The 19,935-nt window shown below is 59.5% G+C and carries 13 protein-coding genes; 11 read left to right on the top strand and 2 right to left on the bottom strand.

What is annotated here, in order from left to right:
- Nucleotides 1–134 precede the first annotated feature (134 nt).
- The 4 genes from WJU23_RS09335 (at nucleotide 135) to WJU23_RS09320 (ending at nucleotide 2,910) form a co-directional block, all read left to right on the top strand.
- On the top strand, nucleotides 135–794 hold the full coding sequence (locus tag WJU23_RS09335) for a hypothetical protein (protein ID WP_346332286.1): 660 nt from the start codon (nucleotides 135–137) through the stop codon (nucleotides 792–794).
- Nucleotides 791–1,093: a transcriptional regulator gene (locus WJU23_RS09330; protein WP_346332285.1), complete on the top strand. Its 303-nt coding sequence runs from the start codon at nucleotides 791–793 to the stop codon at nucleotides 1,091–1,093. Before WJU23_RS09335 ends, WJU23_RS09330 begins: the two co-directional genes overlap by 4 nt.
- 116 nt (nucleotides 1,094–1,209) lie before the next feature.
- Nucleotides 1,210–2,055, top strand: coding sequence for a 4-hydroxy-3-methylbut-2-enyl diphosphate reductase (gene ispH, locus WJU23_RS09325; RefSeq protein ID WP_346332284.1), 846 nt, complete (start codon nucleotides 1,210–1,212; stop codon nucleotides 2,053–2,055).
- Between the two features lie 45 nt (nucleotides 2,056–2,100).
- Complete coding sequence (locus WJU23_RS09320) at nucleotides 2,101–2,910, top strand: ferritin-like domain-containing protein (protein WP_346332283.1); 810 nt, start codon at nucleotides 2,101–2,103, stop codon at nucleotides 2,908–2,910.
- Here the strand turns inward: WJU23_RS09320 and WJU23_RS09315 are convergent.
- The gene (locus WJU23_RS09315) at nucleotides 2,816–10,612 is read right to left on the bottom strand and encodes an autotransporter-associated beta strand repeat-containing protein (RefSeq protein WP_346332282.1); all 7,797 of its coding nucleotides are present in this window, start codon (nucleotides 10,610–10,612) and stop codon (nucleotides 2,816–2,818) included. The genes WJU23_RS09320 and WJU23_RS09315 overlap by 95 nt on opposite strands.
- Nucleotides 10,613–10,953: 341 nt before the next feature.
- Here WJU23_RS09315 and WJU23_RS09310 point away from each other — a divergent pair, with 341 nt between their 5' ends.
- The 7 genes from WJU23_RS09310 to WJU23_RS09280 all read left to right on the top strand — a co-directional run bounded on the left by WJU23_RS09310 (nucleotide 10,954) and on the right by WJU23_RS09280 (nucleotide 18,733).
- Entirely contained in the window at nucleotides 10,954–12,222 is a 1,269-nt protein-coding gene (locus tag WJU23_RS09310) for a glycosyltransferase family 39 protein (RefSeq protein WP_346332281.1), read from the top strand.
- A 176-nt stretch (nucleotides 12,223–12,398) separates the two neighbouring features.
- Entirely contained in the window at nucleotides 12,399–13,592 is a 1,194-nt protein-coding gene (locus WJU23_RS09305; RefSeq protein ID WP_346332280.1) for a bifunctional 3,4-dihydroxy-2-butanone-4-phosphate synthase/GTP cyclohydrolase II, read from the top strand.
- A 43-nt stretch (nucleotides 13,593–13,635) separates the two neighbouring features.
- Entirely contained in the window at nucleotides 13,636–14,142 is a 507-nt protein-coding gene (ribH, locus tag WJU23_RS09300) for a 6,7-dimethyl-8-ribityllumazine synthase (protein WP_346332279.1), read from the top strand.
- 2 nt (nucleotides 14,143–14,144) lie between these two features.
- On the top strand, nucleotides 14,145–14,564 hold the full coding sequence (nusB, locus tag WJU23_RS09295; RefSeq protein ID WP_346332278.1) for a transcription antitermination factor NusB: 420 nt from the start codon (nucleotides 14,145–14,147) through the stop codon (nucleotides 14,562–14,564).
- A gap of 383 nt (nucleotides 14,565–14,947) precedes the next feature.
- Nucleotides 14,948–16,228, top strand: coding sequence for a MotA/TolQ/ExbB proton channel family protein (locus WJU23_RS09290; RefSeq protein WP_346332277.1), 1,281 nt, complete (start codon nucleotides 14,948–14,950; stop codon nucleotides 16,226–16,228).
- A 30-nt stretch (nucleotides 16,229–16,258) separates the two neighbouring features.
- Entirely contained in the window at nucleotides 16,259–17,149 is an 891-nt protein-coding gene (locus WJU23_RS09285) for a hypothetical protein (RefSeq protein ID WP_346332276.1), read from the top strand.
- A gap of 21 nt (nucleotides 17,150–17,170) precedes the next feature.
- Complete coding sequence (locus WJU23_RS09280; RefSeq protein WP_346332275.1) at nucleotides 17,171–18,733, top strand: hypothetical protein; 1,563 nt, start codon at nucleotides 17,171–17,173, stop codon at nucleotides 18,731–18,733.
- A 78-nt stretch (nucleotides 18,734–18,811) separates the two neighbouring features.
- Here the strand turns inward: WJU23_RS09280 and obgE are convergent, their stop codons facing one another.
- A complete protein-coding gene (gene obgE, locus WJU23_RS09275; protein WP_346332274.1) occupies nucleotides 18,812–19,855 on the bottom strand; it encodes a GTPase ObgE in 1,044 nt (347 codons plus the stop codon).
- Between the last annotated feature and the right edge of the window lie 80 nt (nucleotides 19,856–19,935).

The following is a 19,935-nucleotide window of genomic DNA, read 5'->3' as shown; positions in this document are numbered from 1 at the left end:
GCCCCACGCCCCACGCCCCACGCCCCACGCCCCACGCCCCACGCCCCACGCCCCACGCCCCACGCTCCTTGCCAACGACTTTGCCCCGCAAAGTTTCCCTTGCGCCAATCGCTTTATGCCACAAAGTGATTGCCATGAACACGCAGCAAGACGCCCTCGAACATCTCCGGGTGATCCGTTCCCTGATGGAAAAGGCGCACATTTATCGCGCCATTTCCGCCCCCGCCGCCCTCCTCGGCGGCACCCTCGCCGTGGCCTGTGCCGCATGGACCGGCTGGCAAATGCGCGAGAGCGGCGGCATCTCCGCCAGCGCAAGCCATCTGTTCCTGATTCAATGGCTCCTCATCCTCCTGATTTCCGGCATCGCCAACGTCATCCTCCTGGCCCGTGAAGCCGCCCGCCGTGGCCAGCCCCTCGTCTCCGATGGCATGCGCATCGCCCTCCGGGCCATCCTGCCTCCCCTCATGGTCGGCGGCATCCTCGGCCTCGGACTGATCATCCATCTCCAAAACCACGTCATGGCCGCCCTCATCTGGGTCGTCTGTTATGGCCTCGCCCTGCTCGCCACCGCCAGCTTCTCCCCCCGCTCCCTCGTCCGCCTCGGCTGGGTCTTCATCCTCCTCGGCCTCGCTCTCTTCTGGGCCTGGGCCGCCAACGGCGACATCCGCCTGCTTCCCTCCGACGAAGCCCCCGCAACCCTCATCATGGGCCTCACCTTCGGCCTCGGCCACATCATCTACGCCCTTGCCGTCTTCCTCGGCCGGAAACCGGAGGCCCTCACCCCCCGCGAATGATCGACTTCGACCAGCTCGACAAGACGATTCACGAAAAGAGCCGTCTGTCCATCATGACCCTCCTGTCCACCCGGGGAGAGTGGGCATTCCAGGACCTGAAATACGACCTCGGCATGAGCGACGGCAACCTCATCACCCACCTCCGCACCCTCGCCGCCGCCGGCTACGTCCAGGAAACCCGCGACGACACCGGCCCCCGCCCCCGCACCACCTACGCCGTCACCCCCGCCGGCACCAAAGCCTTCAAAAGCTACGTCGACATCCTCGAACTCATCGTCAAAACCATCAACCCCGGTTGAATCCCCCAGCCCCCTTCAACCCCGCTGACTCTCCTCTTTTGTAAACATTCACTTTGTTCCACAAAGCTAACACCCTACCCCCCCCCTCAAGAGACCCTCAACATTTGCCCCTCATCATGACCATCCACTTAGCCCAACATTACGGCATGTGCTTCGGCGTCCGCGACGCCCTTCGTGCCACCCATAATGCATCCACCCAGGAACCCGTGACCATCCTCGGCCAGCTTGTCCATAACCCGGTCGTGGATGCCCATCTGACCACTCTCGGCGTCCGGCGAGGAGAGCTTGACCTCCTTGAATCAGCCACCACGCAGCGGGTAGTCATCACGGCCCATGGGGCATCCGACGTGCACCGGCAGCGCTGGCAAGAGGCGGGACATCAGATCACGGATACGTCGTGTCCACTGGTGAAGAAGGCCCATCAGGCGCTGGCGACTTTGGTGGAGGAGGGCTACCACCCGGTGGTCATTGGGCAGCGGACTCATGTGGAGGTGCGCGGGCTGATTGGTGATTATCCGCAGGCGAGTGTGCTCCTGACTGCCGAGGATGCTTGTTGCATTCCTGGTTATTCCAAGCTGGGCGTCATCTCCCAGACCACGCAGCCATTGGAGCAGGTGCTGCGCATCGTGGATGCTATTAAACATCGGCACCGCAACTCTGAAGTGCGCTTTGTGGACACGGTGTGCCGGCCGACGAAACAGAGGCAGACGGCGCTTGAGGAGCTGACCCGTCTTTGTGATTTCATCGTCGTCATTGGTGGCCGCAACAGCAACAACACCCGCCAGCTTGCCGAGAAAGCCAGGGCCTTGGGCGTTAAGGTGCAGCAAGTCGAGACTGCGGAGGATTTGAGGCCAGACTGGTTCCGGGGTGTGAACCATGTCGGCGTCACGGCAGGCACGTCCACCCTGGACGAGACGGTACGCTCTGTAATGGACCGGCTTCAATTTCTGTCAAAGCAGTAATCAAACAATGCAAAACACTATCAATATTTAAAAATATAAACCTATATGAACACACAATTTTGGATCCATCATTTTCAAACAAACGCCAGCGTTCATGACCAGATCCGCTTTGAAGATCTGACCTGTACCTTGCCGGATGAGATCAAGGAGCCTCTGGCTCACTCGCTGGCCATCTTTCAGCTTGGCGAATCGGGCACTGGCTCGCGCTTGCGACGGTATGCGCGGGAGGTGGCACCTTTGGAGAATTTCAGGGGTTATCAGCGGGCGATAGATTTGTTCGTTTGTGAAGAGCAGGCGCATTCGCGTTTGTTAGGCCGCCTGGTGCAGCACTTGGGTGGCAAGCTGTTGCAGAAGCAATGGACGAACTCCGTGTTCCGCCGCCTGCGGTTCCTGGTGAACCTGGAATTTGCGATTCAAGTGCTGCTTACGGCGGAGCTGATTGCGGAGGTTTACTATGGGACTTTGTTTCTTCGTGTGCCGGATGAAGCCGTAAGGAATTCGTGCCGCCAGATCTTGAAAGATGAGATGAAACATCTGGAGTTTCAGCGGCAGTTTCTGGGGGAGCGGCTGGCCGCGTTCACACCGGTGGGCCGGTATGTATGGGCCTGCCAGTTCCGGCTGATTCATGCGCTGACCACTCGCGTGGTGGCGTGGGATCACCGGGCCTGTTTAAAGGCCTTGGGGATGAGCCAGTCCGCTTTTGTTCAAAGGTGTGAGCAGGCGCAGGAGAGGTTCCAGGCCCGCCTTGAGACCTGGTCATTCAAGGCTGCCTGCGTGCAGGACGGCGGCGATGGTGAAGGATGCCAAACAGGCCCAGCAGGAGCAGTTGCATGTGGCCGGGCTCAGGCACGATGATGACGGCCAGCACGCCGTGGCTGGTAAAGGCGCTGGTGTCCCAAGCCAGGTTTCCAGGAAGGGAGGGCAGGTCAAAGTCACCATGAATGCCGCCGATGGAATACTGGGTGCCGTTGGCGTTGAAGCTGCCGCCCATCAGGCCGGTCCAATCCAGCAAGTTGAAGACATCGCCAGCTTCGGCGACGGAGGAATAACCATGGTCGAGAATGGATACCGTGCCGTTGCCCAGCCCACCGTCCCGGCTGCCAAGATAAAGCGGGCCTGTGGTCATCTGGATGTAGTCGTGATCGCCAAAGGCATCCGGCGCACCGGTGACCCAGGTGGGGGAGGCATCCAGGATATAGGCGAGGACGCTGGCCTGGGTGCCTGAACTCAGGGCGGCGAGCAGGTCGCTGTCGTTGAGGGTGGGCAGGGTGATGGAAAGCTGAAGCTGGGAGCCGCCAGCGACGGTCAGGCCACTTTCGCCTTGAATGATGAGCGTCTGGTTGCTGGTGGCAGTGTTGCCAAGACCGGGGGCAAGGATGCCCCGGTTGCCTGCCACGTCGAGGTCGCCGATGAGGACAGAACCGGCGATGACTCCGGCACCAAGTACTCCATTGGAGCCGCCGGAAAAAACGGGGGCGGCAGAAAGGTCCGTGCCGGTTTTGACCACGGTCACCAGTCCGGTGCCGGTGAGGGAACCAGAGGTGCCATTGCCAAGCTGAAAGACGCCGTCAGACACCGTGGTGGGGCCGGCATAGGCATTGACTCCGGCGACGATGAGACTGCCGGAGGTGGTCTTGACAAGACCGGCTCCGTCATTCAAGGCGGCCAGGTTTTGCAGAGAGCCGGACCCGGCATTGAAGACGACTGGAGCACTGGCAGAGCCGATGCCAAAGCCGCCCATGTCCAGGCTGCCGCCATCCAGGGTGACGCTGATGTTCTCCGTGCCGATGCCGTTGGTGTAGGTGATGTCCCCGCCCACCGTCAGGCTCCCGGTGCCGGTGATGTTGATTTCATTGTTGATGATGTTCAGTTCATTCACACTGGTGGCACCCATGTGGATGCCGCCGGTGACGGAGACACTGCCACCGCTGATATTGAGGGCGGAGGCGGCTGTGGTGGCGATGGCGGAGTTTGAGGAATTGACCGCCATGCTGAGGCTGCCAAGGGTGGTGGTACTGCCGCTGATATTGACGGTGGCCGTAATGCCGCTGGCCCGGAGGACACTGCTGATGACAGCGGAACCGGTGACGCTGAGGTTTCCCATCGTCAGCGTGCCGATATCGGTGCTGCCGATGCCGCTGATGTTGAGAGTGGAGACGGTATTTCCAGTGGAAGTGGCGCTGCTGACCGTGTTGGTGCCCATGGTCAGGCTGCCGAAGATAACTTCCGTGCCGGCAGTGGTGCCTCCCAAGTTCATGGTGCCGGTGATGAGGGCTGACGTCATGGTGGTGCCGGTGCGTGAGCCGAGGATCACGGTGGTGGCATCCAGGATGCCGGTGTCAAAGGTGAAGGTGCCGGTACCTGCACCGGTGGATCCCGCGCTGCGTGTACCCACCGAGAGGCTGCTCAGCAAAATGTCGGCATAGTGACCGGCAAAGTCGAGCGTGCCGAAGAGGGCTCCGGCGGTAGCCGCCGTGGCGGACATGACGGTCATCACGGCGCGGTCATTGCCAGCAGAGTTACGGATGAGGACCGTGCCGGTGCTGGTGTGGAAATTCAGAATGCCATTGCCACGTGCCGCAGCACCGCCCACCCGGTGGGTATTGGCAAAGAGGGAGTTGGTGCCGGAGCCGAGGCTGATGGTCTGGGGGGCCAGAGTCTGGCTGTCGGTGGAAATCATGCTGGCGATGAGGGTGCTGTTGGCCGCCAGGATGACGGTGGAACCGCCCCCGCCAGCGCCTGCGCCACCGCCACCGTTGACAGTATCACCCACGCGAAAGATGCCGGTGCCGAGGTTGGCGTAAAAGGTGGCCAGTCCGCTCATGTCGAGAAGCCCGGCATTGCTGATGCTGGTGGTCATGCCATTGCCCACCTGCACGGGTGCATTGGTGGGTGATCCGACATCGCCGATTTTGAAAGTGCCATCGCCGGAGAGGGTGAGGCGGGTGCGGGAGGCCAGCTCGGAGTTATACCCGATGGTGAGCGAGCTGTTGAACTGCAATGTCTGCCCGGCACCGATGGATACCGTATTGGCCACTGTGTTGTTGGTTTGAACCAGAACTGGACCGCCAAAGGTGGCGCTGCCGGTGGTAAGATTCAGGGCGAAGGCTGAAGTGCTGCCAGGCTCGGACCCGAGGGTGAGGGTATTCGTAGCGGCGGTGAGGTTTTGATTCGCTGCGAATACGAGGGTGCCTTCGTTCAGAACCGTGGCTCCGCCGTAGCTGTTGAGACCACCGAGAGCGAGAGTGCCGGGACCTGTTTTGGTCAGTCCAAAACCATTGCCAGCATCGGAGATGATGCCACCGATGGTGAAAGTTTCGGTGACGGCCGAAAGAGTGATGTTGCTTCTCAGCGAGACAGCCCCGGCGCCCATGTTCAGAGACTGGGAGCCTGTGAAGGTGAGTGATTCATTCCAGACCTGAGGATTGTTGGTGGTGAGGGTGACCGGGCCGGCGGAGGTATTGCCAACGGAGGTGCCTGTGGCGAAAATGAGTGTGCCGCTGCCAGCTGCGGTGGGGGAGTTCAGATTCAGCGTGCCCTCATCCATCCGAATGCCGCCACTCCCTGTGCCAGGTCCGCTGAGGGTCAGGGTGCCTGCACCCTTTTTGATGACTTCCTGGTTAAACTCGACGCTGCCGGTGATGGCCAGTGATGCCCCCGTGCCGGAGATGAGCCAGGTCTGGTTGGACATCGCGATGAGCGGTGCGGAGATGGTGACGGCTCCGGCATTGTCCAGGACATCCAGGCCCGTTAGGCTGGACTGGGGGGCAAGGGTGAGGGTGCCGCCGGTGCCAGGATTGAGTGTCACGGCGCTGATGCCTGCTGGGGCACTGTCAAAGATGAGGCCACCGAGCGTGAAGGCTGCATCCAGGGTGGTGGTGATTTCCGAGCCGCTGGTAAAGGGGGCATTGGCGGCGCTGAAGGCGACGATTTCTCCAGTGGATGGTATCTGAGAGGCCGCGACGAGTCCGGCTGCGTCGGTGGTCCAGTTGACAGGGCCGGAGCCGAGAGCGGCCCAGGAGCTGTTATGCCCGCCGCGCCAGTATTGCTGCTGGAGCTGGCTGGCGGTGATGCTGACCAGGGTATCGGTGGCGTTGAGGGTGAGATTCCAACCGGTGATGCCCTGTCCGACGACAAAGCTGCCGCCCAGAAGTCCGCCGGGGGCGGAGATCAACGAGTATGTGGTGGCGGAGACACCGCTGCCGGTATTGAAGAAATCCAGGTTGATGGTCCCGGTCACAGAGGCTGCGACCAGGGCATTGAGGCTATCATTGAAACCGGCATCCAGTTCAAAGCCCAGGCGTGCCCCATCCTGAAGCGTCAGGCCGATAAGACCTGAGAGCGTCTGGGTGGCTCCGTTGCTGAAATCCATGTTACCAGCGGAGCCGACGGTTAGGCTGGCGATGCCGTCCGTGCCGAAGCCTGCACTGAGCCGCCCTTCCGTCACCATGAGGGAACCACCATTGAGGTCGGTGGTCCCGGCAAGGACGACCGTTCCAGGTCCGGACTTGGTGAGCGGGCCGGAACCTACTGTCGTGACACCTGCTGAATAAATCACGACGCCAGCCGCATCGCTGGCTGCCAAGGCGGCACCGCCTGCACCGATGGTGAGTACGCGGTTGCCACCCACTTCCATGCTGCCGCTGCCCGAGTAGGAAAGGGTGGCGGCATTGACCGAGATCGTATTGCCAACTCCACCGCTGCCCAGGTTGTCAGCAGCAGCAAAGGCAAGGGTGCCTCCGGTTACATTGACGGGCCCGGTGAAGGAACTGGCGGCGCTGAGAGCGACGGTGCCAGCGGTGGTCTTGTTTAATCCGACACTGCCGCCCAGATTGGCGGATACGCTGCCCTGGCGAAGATCATAATCGGAGGTCGAGGTGAGGACGCCTGTGACACCGGTGATGCCTCCGTCCAGCAGAGTCACACCGGCCACGCTGTTTGAAAAGTCCACCAGGTCAAACACCCCGCCGTCCAGGGTCACGCTGCCAGAAGCAAATAGGGCGTTGTTAATACCGAGGGCGAGGGTTCCTTCGTTAATAAAAGTCCCGCCGGTATAGGTGCTGGCCCCGGAGAGGGTCAGCGTGCCTTCACCTGTTTTCGTGAGGCCACCGGAGGTATTGACAGCGGTGGTGGCGGTGCCGAGAACGGTGCCGCTGCCGCCGCCACCGATGAGGGTAATGGTGGGTTCAGAGGTGTAACCGATGCCCGGATTGGTGACAACGATGCTGAGCAACTGGCCATAGGTGAGGCTGGCAGGATCCATGTCCACCACAGCGGAGGCCGTTGCGCCCGTGCCGCCACCACCCGTGATTTCCACATAAGGCGCCCCGATGTAACCGCTGCCGCCCGCCGTGACCGGGATGCTGGCCACGCCGTTGCCTGTGGGGGCGACGAGTGGTGTGGGAATGGTGACATTGACCCCGTTGGTATCAATCCTGGCTCCGCCGGCGAAGCTGCCAAAGGCTCCGTTGACATAGGCTTTCAGAGTGCTTGTGCCGCCGCTGCCGGTGGTACCCAGAAAGAGGCTGGTTGCGACGGATGCCTTCAAAAGGCCGCCATTGAAATTGACTGCGGAGGTGGTGTTGGTTCCGGTGTTGTTATAGTGAAGCAACTGGCCGGTGATGAGAGTGCCGCCGTTCAAGTTGAGGTGAGTGGTGGCAAGGGCGGTGGTGTTGTTTTGCTGGCCAAATGTCACCAGGAATCCGCTGTTGTCCACCAGGCCTCCGGCGACGGTCATGGCCCCGCTGGCGGTGGCACTGCCGCGGAATCCCAGTGCGATGTGTTCCCCCGTCCTGAGCACTTCACCGCCTTTCACGGTGAACTCCCAATGCTCGTTGCGGAACATGATGTACCGCCGGGTGTTGAGGGTGCCGCCGGTGATTTGAATGACGGAAACGGCACCTGGAGTGGTCCCGTCCAGCGAGTCCACACGATTGGTGGTCAGGCTGCCTGCTGACATGAACAGACCGCCATAGCCCGTTGAACCGAGACCGACGCCAGATGAAGTCGCCTCTGTGGTGATATCCACATCCCCTCCACGGATGATCACGCTGCCGAGGGAATTGACCGCCGTACCGATGGCCAGGGTGGTGGTGGTGTATTCGGAGCCTGGGCCCAGCAGAAGGGTGCCGGGGCTGCCCGCAGAACCCACGGTGGTGGTGCCGGCACCTGTGTTAAAAATCCCGGCAGGAATCAGCATGCCGCCGCTGAGGATACTGTTGCCGGTGTTGGTGACGTTACCGGTGAGGCGGAGCGTGCCGGGCCCTGCCTTGGTGAAAATGCCGGAGGGGTTCAAACCGGAAGTCAGAGTGACAGTGTTATCTGCCTCGGTCACTTCAAAGGTGGCCGCGCCTTGCAGGGTGATGTTGCGGGTGCTGGTGGGATTGTTGCTGCCGGTGATCCGCAGGGTGGTGCCGGAAAACATGGTCAGTGCCCCGGTCGCTGCCCCCAGGCTGCTGTCCGAGGAAATGGACAGGGTGCCCCCAGCCAGGAGGGTGTCCCCGGTATAAGTGTTATTGCCGCTGAGGGTCAGCACATTGGGGCCGGTCTTGGCCAGGCCGCGTGCGGCGGACTGGCTGGTGGTGTATTCAAAATCACCTGCGGTGGTGTCAATGCCGACGCTGGCTCCGGCGGCCATATTGACATTGGCCAGGGTATTGGCAAAGAGCGCATCCACATCAGCGGAGGAATAAAAGCCGGTGCCGCCCACACCCAGGCCGAGGGTGCCCGCTGCGGCCACTTCCGTGGTGCCGGTGGCGGGCTGCGCCAGCAGATTGCCATACACCAGCACCCCGCCATTGACGAAGGTGCCGCCTGTATAAGTGTTTGTTCCCATCAGCGCCTGGACTCCGCTGCCAGTCTTGATGAGGGTGAGGGCACCTCCGGTGTTTTGGATGGCACCGGTGAAAAGGCCGCTGGCATCTCCTGCACCCAAGGTCAGTGTGACGGCCTCGGCGGCGGTATTGTCAATGCGGCTGGTGCCGAGGCCTGAGTTGGAGATGCCATTCAGGGTCTGGTCAAAGCCGTTGAGATCGAGAACGGCGGTGAGAGCATTCCCAGGGTTCATGGAGACGTTGCCTTTCATGGCTCCGGAAGGCAGGGCATTGTCCACGCCAAGCTGGAGGATGCCATTGCTGATGGTGGTGGTGCCGGAGTGACTGAAAATGTTATCGAGCCGGACCAATCCGAGGCCGCTTTTAATGACGTTTCTGCTGATGCCGCCGACCTCGGAGACGGCCCCTTTCATAATGAAGGTGGTGATGACGGCAGAAGCCAAAGTCAGGTTGCCGTTGAGGGCGACATCTGCGCTCAAGGTGTGAACGCGAGGGGTCACATTGGTGGATGAGGAGGGGCCAGAACTGATCGTAAGGTTACCGGCCGTGTGAGTGAGGCTGCCGACATTCCAAATGACGGTGCCGTTGTTGATGAGGTTAAGGGTGGCCGTGCCGTTGTATATGAGATGGCGGTCAACAGCCGAGTTTGCGTTGCGCAAATCCAATGTTCCGGCATTGACCTGAGTCTGCGTTCCGACGGCCCCCAGCGAATTGGCCACGTTGGCATAGACCCTTCCGGAATTGATGATAATGCCGCCGGTGTGGGTGCTGGCACCATTCAGGATGAGAATGGATGAAGATGAAGAGACACCGTTGTAAACCAGGGTGCGCGAACCGCCAGATTCGGTGATCGCCCCTAGGGTGGTGATAGCCCGTTCACCCAGATTGACCGTTAAATTTTCAGCCAAAGTCGTGGCTCCGAAGGTCGCGCGTCCATAAAGGGAGCCAGTGATGCTGCTGCCGCGCGTGACGCTGAGAGAGCTGGCAGTGGCGACATTCAGAGTCCCAAAGGTGAATGTGGTGTCCACGGCTGTTCCTGTGCCGAGACCGTCCGCAATGATAGACGCCGCGCCGTTAAGCGTGGTATTGCGGCCCAAGGTGATGTTACCGTTATTCATCAGGTGAAGTGTGCCGCCGTTGAGTTCCAGTGTGCCCTGGCCCAGGGTGTGTGTGTTCGGGCCTATGGCACGAAGGGTTCCTTCTTGAAGGACCATGGCACCGGTGAAGCCAGAACTCTGACCCGTGAGGGTGAGGGAGCCCTCACCGGTTTTGGTGAAGCGGGTGCTACCCGTCAGCAAGGAGTTGAGGGTAGCCTGGACTGAGCTGGCGACAAAGGCATCTGAATCGGCAGCGAGTGAGAGTGTGCCCTCAGACAAGGTGACCTGGCCTCGTTCAAAACGCAGGCCGGAGATGCTCTGAACGCCATCCACGGTAACCGTAAAGGGGCCGGTGGCATCCAGGCCAGCGGAGAAGGCGGCGATATTGCCCGGAGTCCATGCGGCGGGAACGCCGGTGCCATCGGCGAGCGAATTCCAAAACTCGGTCACTGAACTCCAGGTGCCGGAAGGGGAGGCTCCACCTGCTCCTGCAGCGCTGCCATTGATGTCCCAATAAACGGTGGCTGCAGAAGCTGGCAGGCAGGTTAAAAAGAGGGGACAGGCAAGGCTTGTGACAGCGGCAAAGGCGGACCGCAAAATGGACCAGGGAAGGGGGGTGTCATTCATCAGTGCTTAGGGGGGCGATTGAAGCTCAAGCATCAAACGAGCAGATATCTGGCCAGCCGACACCGAATGCCCCAGGTGGTCATTTTGGGATGTATGTTGGGCACTCTTGGGGTGCGGAAGAATGCAGAATGCAGTATGCTGAATGGGGAAAGGATGACGGATGGCGAATGAGGAATGACGAATGACGAATGACGAATGACGAATGACGGGTGACGAATGACGGGTGACGAATGATCCCGGCAAGTGGGGATTATGGACGTGGAGGGGGATGAGGTTGAATCTGAGGATATGAATTGAAAACTTTGCTGGCGCTCTTTCGTAAGTGCCGTTTCTGTATCTGGATGGCATCCACCCACGAAGTTCCTTTATCCTCCAACCGGCCCGGTCTGTTTTTGATGGTGGGGGTGATTTTGATCTATGGGGTCCTGGCGGTCATGAGGCATTCGGAGGAGCCCATCTGGGATGAGGCGCGGTATCTGGAGTATGCGATGAACTTCACGAAGGGTTTCTACGTGACGGACCAGGAGCCGAATTTTGTGAACGGGCCGGGGTATCCGGTGGTGCTGATGCCATTTACAGGGAGCCCCGCAGCGGTGTTGGGGGCGCGGCTGCTGAACGCTTTTTTTATGGGGGGAGCCACTTTCTTTGTCTGGCTGACGGTGCGCCGGTATGCGGGGGCAGGGTGGGCTTTTGCCGGGGCGGCTCTGACGGCCTTTCATCCCACGCTGGTGTGGATGGGCTTTGCGCTGATGAGCGAGCCGCTGTCCATGTTTTTGCTGACGGGATTTATGTGGAGCTTTACCCATGCGTTACGGGACCGGGGCCGGAGATGGACGGCGGCAGCGGCTTTCTTTTTGGGCTGGCTGATTCTGACGCGCGTGTTCTTTGGCCATGTGCTGATGGCGACTGCAGTGCTGTGCCTGGTCCTGATGATGATCCCGCCGTGGCGGCAGAAGCTGGCCCGTGCCCTGGTGATTTTGGGCGGGGCGTTCCTCTTCTGCACGCCGTATCTGGCCTATACGCAGGCGAAGACGGGGCAGTTTCTATGCTGGTCCACCAACAGCGGGGAACTGCTGTACTGGATGAGCAGCCATCATGAGGGGGAAAACGGTCATTGGTTTGGCAAGGCGGATGTGCACAGCCTGCCGGAGGTGGCCCCCTTGCACAGTGAGTTTTACAAGGAGGTGCATTCGCATTCCATCCTGGAGCGGGAGAAGATGTTCAAGGAGGCGGCGGTGGCCAATTTTAAGGAGAATCCGGCGCGGGTGGCCTACAACTGGGCCTGCAATCTGACGCGGCTGGCCTTTGGCTTTCCGAGATCGCACCAGGCGGAGGAACTGCGGACGATCACCCTGATCCTGTTTAACGGGCCGGTGATTTTTATGGCGGTGGTGGCGGGGCTGCTGGGGCTGCGGTTCTGGAGGACGGTGCCTGCGGAGGTGTGGCTGCTGATGGGGTTTGCAGCTTTTTATCTGGGCGGAAGCACCCTGGCCCCCTGCCTGCCGAGGTATTTTGTGCTCATGGTGCCGGTGTTGTGGCTGGGGATCGCGCAGGTGTGGAGCCGGCATGTGGAGGTGCATGTGGTGGCCAAACCCGGCCACCGCGATTGATGGCGGCCAGCGACTGCAAAGTGTGACATCGAGCTGAATCGAGGAATCCGGCTAAAAGTAGAAATAGGCACTGGAATAGAGCCGCCGAGCGGCTAGAATCGTGTTCCCCCAGCGGCTGACGACCGGTCAGTGGCGCGGCTCTTTCCAATCTCCCTATGCCCAGTAAAAAGACTCACGTGTGCGACTCTGTCGAATCCGTCATTGCGGACATCCGTGCCGGGCGCATGGTGATCGTCACCGATGATGAGGACCGGGAGAACGAAGGCGACCTGATCTGTGCTGCGGAGGCGATCACGCCGGAGATGGTGACCTTTATGGTGCGGGAAGGCGGCGGCATGCTGTGTGTGCCGGTCTCGCTGCAGATCGCGCAGCAGCTGAACCTGGAAAGCATGGTGCCGGAGAACCGGGAAGCTTTCCGCACGGATTTCACCGTGACGGTGGATGCGGCGGAGGGAATCACGACGGGGATCAGCTCAGCCGACCGGGCGCGGACGATCCGGCTGCTGGCGGGAGCGAAGAGCACGATTGCCGATTTTGTGCAGCCGGGGCACATCAATCCTCTGGTGGCCAAGCCGGGCGGAGTGCTGCGGCGGGCGGGGCATACGGAGGCTGCGGTGGACCTGTGCCGGCTGGCCGGGCTGCGGGAGGCCGGGGTGCTGATCGAGATCATGAACCCGGACGGGACGATGGCGCGGATGCCGGACCTGAAGAAATTTGCGAAGAAGCACAAGCTGAAGATCGGGTCCATTGCGGATCTGATCGCCTTCCGCCGCCGGAGTGAGAAGCTGGTGGAGAGGATCGAGGAGGTGGATATGCCGACGGACTATGGCGTCTTTAAACTGCACCTTTATAAAAGCAGCCTGGACGGGGTGCACCATGTGGCGCTGGTGATGGGGGACATTGATGCCGAAACGCCGACGCTGGTGAGAGTGCACAGCGAGTGCCTGACGGGTGACATTTTCGCCTCCCGCCGCTGTGATTGCGGCAGCCAGCTGCATGCGGCGATGAGCAAGGTGGCGGAGGCGGGGCGCGGCATCATCATCTACATGCGCGGGCATGAGGGGAGGGGGATCGGCCTGCATGGCAAGATCATGGCCTACAAGTTGCAGGAGCAGGGGCTGGACACGGTGGAGGCGAATTTGCAGCTGGGCTTTGCGATGGACCTGCGGGACTACGGCATCGGTGCCCAGATCATCTCCGACCTGGGGGTGCGGAAGATCCGCCTGATGACCAACAATCCGCGCAAGGTGGTGGGCCTGGAAGGGCACAAACTGGAGATCACGGAGCAGGTGCCGGTGATCTCTGAACCGAATCCGCACAACGAAAAATACCTGGCCACCAAGAAGAAAAAACTGGGTCACAAGCTGTGAAGAAGACGGCATCCAGGCGCTGAGAAATTCTTTTCAATCCATCATGTCACAATACGGTCCAAGTCGTCCACTGCCGGTGCAGGATCGCGTTTCCATCGCGATCGTGGCCAGCCTCTACAACAACCAGTTTGTCCAGGGTCTGCTGGATGCGGGCCGGGAGGAGCTGGAAGAGCTGGCCCCGAATGCGGTGATCACGGTTTACCGGGTGCCGGGGGCTTTTGAGATCCCTGTGTGTGCGGAGCTGGTGATCAAGAATACCAAGCCGGATGTGGTGATCGCCTTTGGCGTGATCATCCGGGGATCCACGGAGCATGCGGACCTGGTGGGTGCGTCTGTGACGGATGCGCTGCAGCAGATGGCGGTGCGGCATACGGTGCCGGTGATCCATGAGGTGCTGCTGGTGAGCTCTGAGGAGCAGGCGGAAGAGAGGTGCCTGGGGGTGAAGATCAACCGGGGCACGGAGGCGGCGCAGGTGGCGGTGAACATGATCGCGCTGTTTCGGAAAATGCGGGCCAGTTTTGCCGGGAAACCTGAACTGGAGGCCGCCTGACCATGGGAAAACGCCGCGAGGGACGGGAAGCCGCCGTCCAATTTTTGTTTGCCAATGAACTGCACGGGGAACATAGCCCGGAGGAGCAGGAGGCTTTCTGGACGGTGCACAATGCGAAGAGCTCTGTGCGCAGCTATGCGGAGACGCTGATCCAAGGGGTGCTGGCGCGGACGGTGGAGCTGGACGCGCTGATCGAGCCGGTGCTGGAGAATTTCCGCATCCAGCGCCTGGCGGCCGTGGACCGCAATATTTTGAGGCTGGCGGTTTACGAACTGGTGCATGTGCCGGAAGTGCCCGCGCCGGTGGTGATCAATGAGGCGATCGAGCTGGCGAAGTCGCTGGGGGCAGGGGAGTCAGGATCGTTTGTGAACGGCATCCTGCACAAAATCGCCCAGAAGGTGCGGCCGAAATCGAACGTCTGAGGCAGAGGCCTGTCCTATTTGAGGTGCCCGCTTGAACATCCTCTGCCAGCCTGGGGGAGGATGATTTTAGTACCGGATGCAGGCTGGAAATGACCAAAGAGGTGTAAAAGGTTGAAAAGGAGGTTCTTTGAAACGAAAAGAACTTGTTGATGAGCCGACAACCGCTTTGATACGATTCCCACTTGCCCACCCCATAATATCAATCAGGAACGAAGGAGAAACTCACTGTGAAATTTAAGTGCCCGTCATGTGACATGCAGTTGAAGGCCGAGCCAGACATGGCCGGAAAAGTCGTCCGCTGCCCAGGCTGTAACAGCAAGCTTTCGATCCCGGCGACCCTTGGAGGTCTGCCCCCACCCTCCGGCCTGCCCGCCCCAACCGGGATGACGCCACCGCCTGAAGGCGGTGAAGAGCAGGGTCATTATGAGTCCTCGGATGCCGGTCATGAGCAGGCACCGGAGCAGCAGCAGGCGTACTACGAGCAGCAACAACAGGGCCGTGGAGGCTGGGAGGAGTCAGATCCTGCCAACCCGAGCATCCTGATGGCGCTGGGAATCGGTGTGGTGGCCACGCTGGCCTGGTATGGCATTCTGTTTCCGTTTGGGATGGGTGCACCCGGTGCTCCGGCGGTCAATACGATGGACTACATCCATGACCTTTTCTATGAGCGCACGTGGGTGAACTACGTGGAGAGCTTTTTCTTCTTTGTGGCCATGAGCATACTCTGGCTGAAGATGAAGAAGCTGCGCCACCAGAAGGATGCGATGTTCCTGGACGTTCTGCCGACAGATATCAGCCAGGAAGTGAATGCCCAGAATGTGGGCCAGTTTGTAGACCATTTGTATGGCCTGCCAGCACGCCTTCGTGACAGCATGATGGTGAACCGTATCCGCAAGGGGCTGGAGCTCTTCGAAGTGCGCCAGAACAATGGCGAGGTGAGCGGGATGATGAGCGCGCAGAGTGACATTGACAGTGCGCGAATCGGCGGCAGCTACGCGCTGGTGAAGGTGTTTCTTTGGGCGATTCCGATTCTCGGATTCATCGGAACGGTGCTGGGTCTGTCCCAGGCCATTGGATCCATGGACCTGACGAATGTTTCTGATATGGACAAGATCATGGCCTCCATCGGCAACGTGACCAGCGGTCTGGGCACGGCGTTCGATACGACGCTTCTGGGTCTGGTTCTGGCGATGTTCCTGAACTTCCCGATGAACACTCTGGCGAAGGCTGAGGATGACAACCTGAACAACATTGACGCTTTCTGCAATGAAATCCTGATGCCCCGCCTGAATGACGGTGGAGGTATCGCCGGTGGTGACACCAACGGCATGATGGATGTGCTGGTGAAGGCGGTGGCGAATGCCCAGAAGGAATTCCTGGTGGACCTGAACGCTCTGTCTGCCCGCATCAATGAGCAGGCTGCCAACCTGGACAAACGTGCGACGGCACACCAGGAGCGTGTGGATGCTGAATTTACCATGACGCTGAACCGGATGCGTGAAGACCTGACCAATGCGGTCAAGGACAGTGTCAAGACAACTTCCGAATACACCCGTGCTCTTTCCTCCGGTATTCAGGGCCTGAACAATGTTCTGACTGAGCTTGGCGGCAAGCAGGTCATCATTCATCAGGTGAAGAAAAAAGGCTGGTTCAGCCGCGAGTAATCTACAGTTCCTTTCTCAACTCATTCTGCTATGGCCCAGAGACGTGCGTCATCCGGCGAAGAGGTTTCACTTTTCCCTTTCCTGAGCATTCTGGCGTGCCTCATTGGCGCGCTGGTGCTCATCATCGTTGTGCTCGTGGTGGCACAGGCGGGAAAGGCGGAGGGGCGCACGCCGGATGAGATCCGCATGGCGCAGGACTACCAGAAAATGCAGCGTGAGATTGAGGAGCGGAAGAAGCTGGATGTCATCTTGAAGGAGAAGCTGGCTGAACTGGAGAAGCTGCAAAAAGAGGCAGAGGAGACTGAGCAGCGTTACATCAAGCTGCGCAAGATTCTGGATTCCTCCAAAGAAGTGCAGGAGCAGAACAAAGAGATCAGCCAGAAGCTACAGAAAGAGCTGGATGATCTTTTGACAGAAGTGGAAGGGATCAAGCGCCAGCAGGGCCTGACGCAGGAGGAAATCAAAAAGCTGCTGGCCGAAATCAAGGAGCGTCAGGTGCCGCCAGAGAAGAAGGTGCCGCCGGTGGTGGTCCAGCCATCCGGTTCGGGCATGTCAGATGAGACGAAGGTTTACTTTGTCGAGTGCAGCTCAGGTTCGCTGAAAATCATGGGTGCGTGGGGTGAGGATTACCGCCTGGCATCCACGGCCAGTGTGGTGGTGGCGGATGTGAGCTTTAATCACTTTTTGTCCGAGGTGGCCAAGGACAAGAACTCGCTCGTTCTTTTTCTGATCCGTGATGACGGGCAGGCCGCTTTCAACACCGGTGCAGGGCGTGCCCAGAACGATTACAAGATCCGTATCGGCAAGCTGCCGATTCCTGGGAGAGGCCAGTTGGATCTGAACCTCTTCGCCAAATATCGAGGCAAAATCCCTGCCCCGACGCCTGGTGCGGCGGCCCCTGAGCCTCCCGCCAAACCTTAAACGTTTAACACCTTCAGTCTTATGGCCAAAAGAAGATCCGATGGAGGAGGCGAGCTGAACCTCGACTCCCTGATGGACGCCGTCACCAACGTGGTGGGCGTGCTGATGATTGTGCTTGTGATGATGGCCTTGAACACGGCCCAGATGGTGCAGAAAATCCTTTCTGACCTGCCGCCCGTGACTGAAGAGCAGCACCAGGAAATGGTGGCGCAGGTCAAAGCGCTGCCGCCCCCTCCAGCAGACCCGAAAAAGATCGAGGAGGACAAGCTCAAGGCGGAACAGGACATGAAAAAGGCTGTGGAGCAGCTCAAAACGGTGGATACCAGCCAGGTGGCCAGCCAGATGAAGTTCATGGACCTGGACAGCTTCCGCAAGAAGCTGGAAGATGCCAAGGTATTGCGGGAAAAGGAGAAAGCGGAAATGGACAAGCTGCTGACCGAAGTGGAGCGGCTGAAGGCACTGCTGGACGAGACCCCTGTGTATGAGCCGCCGCCGCCAACGTATGTGCGCCTGCCAAATCCGCGCGCCTATCCTGAAGAGGCAAATGAAACGCGCATCATGGTGGCGAACAAAGGGGTCATTGTGCTGAATGAAGCGACGTTTATCAAACCCATCCTGGATGGTCTGGACAAAGTCAAAAGCCAGATCGTTTACAAGGAAAAGGACGTCAAGATTGACCCCTTTCTGCCGATGCTGACAGAGGTATTTGGTACGGCACCGGAAGCGCAGAAGGCGTGGCCGGAGATAGGCCCTCTGGCAGGCAGCTTTCAAATGGACCAGGTGGCGATGGCGTACAAGGAACTGGCCGCTGCCGGTCTCCAGCCGAATACCTCCGTTTTGACTTCTCTGGGCGACATCGCCATCACGATCAGATCTACCCTTCCTGCCGTGGCCAGTGCGGTAGTGGCGGCGACCAAGGGCGACCTGGCCAAGTGGACAGCTCTTGATCCGTCCAGGGATCCAACGAAACCGACGATCAAAGCCACCATGTCTGGCGGCAAGATCACCTTCGGATATGGATCGGCAAAACCCGAAGAGGTGAAACTAGACGCAAAAAGTGTATTGAGCTATTTCGTCAAGGATCTGGCCGGGCTGGACAGTATCAAAAACAAGTCCCGCAGCAAAGTGATCTACGACGCCTTTGCCATACGGGCGATTCTGGAGAGGGCAGCTTCGAACCCTTTGCTGAGCGGGTCCTATACCATCACGCCAACCATCCGTCCCGGGAGCACGACCGTCGTGTTGGCCATGACGCCGAAAGCTGGCGGAGGGGAGACTGTGGAGCAAATCCGGGTGGATGTTTCCAACTATCAGCGTGTGATGCGCCAGATTGCATCTGACCCAAAAGGTGTGGCGGTGTTCCAGGTGATGAACGATGCCTACAGCACCTACCTGGAGGCACGCAAGATCACCGATGACATCGGTGTACCAGCGACGTGGGAATTCTTGAGCAAGCTGGATCTAAACATCAATGTGACCGGGTATGAAGTGCAACGTTATGCACTGCCTCCTGGCAACAGGCCAAGAAAACCGGGTGATCCGGAGCCCGTGCGCATTGCTGCACCGAAGCGCCAGCTGGACTGACTTCTGACTGTTTGTAAAAAGGGCAGAGTTCTTGTCGAACCCTGCCCTTTTTGCATTTTAGAATCTGGCCTGCGAGAGCTATTTCAGCACTTCAAAACGCTGGCCGATTTTCTTGTCCAGGAAGTCACGCAGCTTGTCCAGGCCAAGGCCGGATTCTGCTGAGACAGGGAAGATTTTCACGCGTTTGAAGCGTTCTTTGAGCCGCTCCACATTGGCATCGGCTCCTTCGACATCAATCTTGTTGGCCAGGATGTGCCAGGGGCGTTTGGAAAGCTCCTTGGAGTAGAGAGAGACTTCTTTGCGCACGGTTTCCAGGTCTGCCACCGGGTCGCGGCCTTCAGTTCCTGCGGCATCCACGACGAAGAGGAGGATGCGGCAGCGCATGATGTGGCGGAGGAAGTCATGGCCGAGGCCGACGTTCTGATGCGCGCCTTCGATGAGTCCGGGAATGTCTGCCAGGGTCCCCCGGCGGTGGTCGCCAAAGTGGATTACGCCCACCATGGGCTGCAGGGTGGTGAACGGGTAGTTGGCGATCTTGGGTCTGGCCGCGCTCAGCTTGGAGAGCATGGTGGACTTGCCAGCATTTGGGAAACCGACGAAGCCGGCATCGGCAATGCTGCGCAGCTCAAAGTGGAAATAGCCTTCTTCTCCATCTTCACCCGGAGTGAACTCACGCGGAGCCTGATGGGTGCTGGTTTTAAAATGGACATTGCCCTTGCCGCCCTTGCCGCCTTTGCAAAGGACAAAACGTTCGCCCACCTCGGTGAGGTCGGCCACGGGTTCGTAACGGACGGTCTTCTCCCCAGTTTCAGGATCTTCCTCCTCGATGACCCTGGAAACCACAGTTCCGCTAGGGACTTTATACACGACTTCATCGGCCGAGATTCCTGAACACATGTTGCCACTGCCCTTGTTCCCGTCTTTGGCGACGAGCTTGGCATTAAAAAAGTACTGGCGCAGGCTGTTGGTGCTGGAATCCACCAGAAGGACGATATCGCCTCCCCGGCCTCCGTCACCGCCATCCGGACCGCCTTTGGGGCGGAACTTGCCCCGGTGAAAATGCATACTGCCATCCCCACCTTTACCGGCACGGGCATAGACTTTGATTTGATCGACAAACATGAACCGGGCATGTAGCCTGGAAATGGGCAGGATACAAGCCGTTCGCTGCTGAACTTCGCTGTTTGATGACTGATTCGTGC

Source organism: Prosthecobacter sp. SYSU 5D2, from assembly GCF_039655865.1.
In the GTDB taxonomy this organism is placed as follows: Bacteria; Verrucomicrobiota; Verrucomicrobiia; order Verrucomicrobiales; family Verrucomicrobiaceae; genus Prosthecobacter.
This window is presented reverse-complemented; position numbering and strand designations above follow the sequence as displayed.

Bases quoted from the DNA above. Each gene is read 5' to 3' on its own strand.
- WJU23_RS09290 (WP_346332277.1), top strand. From the start codon at position 14,948: ATGACGCCACCGCCTGAAGGCGGTGAAGAGCAGGGTCATTATGAGTCC.
- WJU23_RS09320 (WP_346332283.1), top strand. From the start codon at position 2,101: ATGAACACACAATTTTGGATCCATCATTTTCAAACAAACGCCAGCGTT.
- WJU23_RS09285 (WP_346332276.1), top strand. From the start codon at position 16,259: ATGGCCCAGAGACGTGCGTCATCCGGCGAAGAGGTTTCACTTTTCCCT.
- WJU23_RS09315 (WP_346332282.1), bottom strand. From the start codon at position 10,612: ATGAATGACACCCCCCTTCCCTGGTCCATTTTGCGGTCCGCCTTTGCC.
- WJU23_RS09280 (WP_346332275.1), top strand. From the start codon at position 17,171: ATGGCCAAAAGAAGATCCGATGGAGGAGGCGAGCTGAACCTCGACTCC.
- ribH (WP_346332279.1), top strand. From the start codon at position 13,636: ATGTCACAATACGGTCCAAGTCGTCCACTGCCGGTGCAGGATCGCGTT.
- ispH (WP_346332284.1), top strand. From the start codon at position 1,210: ATGACCATCCACTTAGCCCAACATTACGGCATGTGCTTCGGCGTCCGC.
- WJU23_RS09330 (WP_346332285.1), top strand. From the start codon at position 791: ATGATCGACTTCGACCAGCTCGACAAGACGATTCACGAAAAGAGCCGT.
- WJU23_RS09310 (WP_346332281.1), top strand. From the start codon at position 10,954: ATGGCATCCACCCACGAAGTTCCTTTATCCTCCAACCGGCCCGGTCTG.
- nusB (WP_346332278.1), top strand. From the start codon at position 14,145: ATGGGAAAACGCCGCGAGGGACGGGAAGCCGCCGTCCAATTTTTGTTT.
- obgE (WP_346332274.1), bottom strand. From the start codon at position 19,855: ATGTTTGTCGATCAAATCAAAGTCTATGCCCGTGCCGGTAAAGGTGGG.
- WJU23_RS09335 (WP_346332286.1), top strand. From the start codon at position 135: ATGAACACGCAGCAAGACGCCCTCGAACATCTCCGGGTGATCCGTTCC.